This window comes from Endozoicomonas sp. YOMI1, assembly GCF_024606345.1.
Classification (GTDB): domain Bacteria; phylum Pseudomonadota; class Gammaproteobacteria; order Pseudomonadales; family Endozoicomonadaceae; genus Endozoicomonas.
Genome location: NZ_JAHHPM010000532.1, coordinates 1 through 3,026 on the forward strand (window position 1 = coordinate 1; position 3,026 = coordinate 3,026).

Genomic DNA, 3,026 nt, shown 5'->3' on the forward strand with positions numbered 1-3,026 from the left:
GAGGTGGGAGTGAGCGGATTCCATCAGGGCCAGAGGCATTGAGACCTCACCCCAAGGCCGGTCTCTTTATAAAGAGAGTGGAAGCTTTACTCTTTAGTCATGATGGTAAACTTTTCCTTGCAGAGCGGGGCGGACCATATAAACTATCAATTTCGTATAAAACCTTTCAGGCACCTGAAAGCAGGTGATTTCAGTGTCTGTTCACCGCCCGATAAACCGAGAAACCATCCCTGGTGAGCAATGTCTCACAGTGACCAAAAGCCTTCTGCATGATGGGCGGATAACGCAGGAAACTATTGGCAACAATACGAAGTTCCCCACCCGGGCAAAGCATCTGACGTGACTGGGCAAGAAACTGCTCTGTCACATCATAGTGGGTTTTTACTCCCTGGTGGAACGGTGGGTTGGAGATAATCAGGTCAAACTGCCCTGTCACTTCTGACAGGCCATCGCTGGGCAGTACCGTAAAAGACTCACTCCCTGTAGCGCTCATGGTTTTGGTACTGCTGGCCAATGCCAGGGCATCACAATCCACCAGGGTAACATCATGCGCACCCGGCAGGGTATTGATATAAGCGGAGATCACGCCAGCGCCACAGCCAAAATCCAGCACCTTGCCTGCAGGCACTTTATCCAGCGTTTCCAACAGCACCTGAGTCCCCTTATCCAGACGACCATGACTGAAAACACCGGGTAACGAGGTAATGTTCATACTGACCGGGCCAGCAGTGACAGAAAACGCCTCAAACCATGGCTCAAGGGTAAAATTGTCCGGCTTTTTCAACGGTTCTGAAGCTTCCAGCAATACACAGTGACGGGCATTATCGACACTTTTAACATAGCCAAAACTGTGCTTCAGCCGCTTTTTCCATGACTTGATCCCTTCATCATTCTCTCCCACCAGCCAAATGGGTACCCCTTCCGGCAAAAAGCTCAATACCATCGCCAGCCAGAAGTCCATTAATGGTTTGCTTTTCTGAAGAAAGAGCAAAACACCATCAACGGGCCGGGCAAAATCCGTCGACAGGATCGGCGCAAAACTCAGAGAAAAGCGGTCTTCCAGGCAGGCCTGCAGAGGCAGCAGTCGTCGATAAGCACTGAAATCACGGGTCAGTGCCGTGATATAGCCAACCCCATCGCTCAACAAATAAGCTGCCAGTTCATCAGCTGGCAACCCAACCACCACAAGATGCTCAAGCTCAAAGAGCGCCTGGTTACGAACAATTAACTGGCCCTGATTGGATAAATATGGAGATAAAGGAAGGGGTGTCATAGGTATCAACGCTGGTTACACGGTTCTCAAAGCGGAACTTATACAGGAATAGTCCACTGTTTTCCATGCCAATGCTTTCCATCAAAGCTTTCATGGCAATACGGATTTACAAGCTGGTTCCACAGGCATAGCATTCGCCGCCAGTTACGACCCGTATGGAGTTTTCTGATGAGTGAACCACAGGGTGATCTGGTTCTGCGCACACCCGGGAAGTTAACCCTGCCCGCGTCGTGATCTATGAGGGAATCTGTTTGCGCTTGTTCGGGAAGCGGGAAGCATTTTTCAAAAACACCACCTTGCTTTGCAACCTTCCATTTCAACAAGCGCCTAGTTATACTTCAGCCGTATAAGCGTCAAATACGCCCATTTTTTTGTCCGGAAAAAAGATATTGGGTCCGGCGCAATCTTCGTGTATCCGAAGATGGGTCTCCCCTGATCATCCAGGCTGTCCGACCGCTTGTACATCAAACTTCCCCAAACCAACGTATTGCCAGTGCTGCTGCATGATCCCCGGATCACCATGCCCAGGGCACTGCAAAATGGCGATTAAAAAGTTACTATGCGTGTAGAAGCTGATATCAAGCTGGGTTTCAAAGACGTTTTGTTCCGCCCAAAGCGTTCCACCCTGAAAAGCCGTTCACTGGTGAGCCTGGAGCGCACCTTCCGATTTGTTCACACTGACCAGGAATGGACCGGCGTGCCGGTCATTGCTGCCAACATGGACACCGTCGGCACTTTCGCCATGGCTCTCGCCCTGGCTGAGCACAAAATGCTGACTGCGGTTCACAAGCATTACACAGTCGAAGAGTGGCAAGCCTTCCTCGACAACGCCCCTGAAGGTATTGAAAACCATATCATGGTCAGCAGCGGCACGTCCGACAGCGATTTCGACAAAATGTCCGAAATCCTGTCCCTGAACGACAAACTCCGCTTTATCTGTATTGATATAGCCAACGGTTACTCAGAGCATTTTGTCGAGTTTGTTTCCCGTGTTCGTCAGCGTCACCCCAACAAGGTGATTATTGCTGGTAACGTGGTTACCGGAGAAATGGTGGAAGAGCTAATCCTGAAAGGTGCCGACATCGTTAAAGTGGGCATCGGCCCGGGCTCCGTCTGTACTACCCGCGTTAAAACCGGAGTTGGCTATCCACAGCTGTCCGCTGTTATTGAATGTGCCGATGCAGCCCACGGCGTTGCTGGTCAGGTGATTTCCGACGGTGGCTGCACCTGTGCCGGTGACGTGTCCAAGGCATTTGGTGGTGGCGCTGATTTCGTCATGATCGGCGGTATGTTTGCCGGTCACGATGAGTCCGGCGGCGAAATGGTAGAAGAAGATGGTCAGCAATTCCGTCTGTTCTATGGCATGAGCTCCACCACTGCCATGGACCAGCACGCTGGCGGTGTTGCCAACTATCGCGCCTCTGAAGGCAAGACCGTGAAAGTACCTTACCGTGGTCCGATCGTTGAAACCGTTCAGGATATCCTCGGAGGCGTACGCTCAACCTGCACCTACGTAGGTGCCGCGCAACTGAAAGAACTGTCCAAGCGAACCACGTTTATCCGGGTTCAGGAACAGGAAAACCGTATTTTCAACTGAGGAACTGTACTGAAATAACTTACACATTTCCTTATCCAGTAAAGAAAAAACCTTGCTACGGAGTCACGGAGAAAAGAAAAAATCTTTTCCTCTGTGCCTCCATGGCAGAAAATTGAGGATAAAAATTCGGTTTTGTGAGGTGAATAGCGGGGCTAT

2 protein-coding genes are annotated in these 3,026 nt (G+C 50.7%); one reads left to right on the forward strand and one right to left on the reverse strand.

Annotation, left to right across the window (positions count from 1 at the left end; translation table 11 throughout):
- Window positions 1-190 precede the first annotated feature (190 nt).
- The gene (locus KDK15_RS18920; protein ID WP_257296954.1) at window positions 191-1,273 is read right to left on the reverse strand and encodes a class I SAM-dependent methyltransferase; all 1,083 of its coding nucleotides are present in this window, start codon (window positions 1,271-1,273) and stop codon (window positions 191-193) included.
- A 559-nt stretch (window positions 1,274-1,832) separates the two neighbouring features.
- Between KDK15_RS18920 and KDK15_RS18925 the strand changes: the two genes are divergently transcribed.
- On the forward strand, window positions 1,833-2,870 hold the full coding sequence (locus tag KDK15_RS18925) for a GMP reductase (RefSeq protein WP_257296955.1): 1,038 nt from the start codon (window positions 1,833-1,835) through the stop codon (window positions 2,868-2,870).
- The last annotated feature ends 156 nt before the right edge of the window (window positions 2,871-3,026 follow it).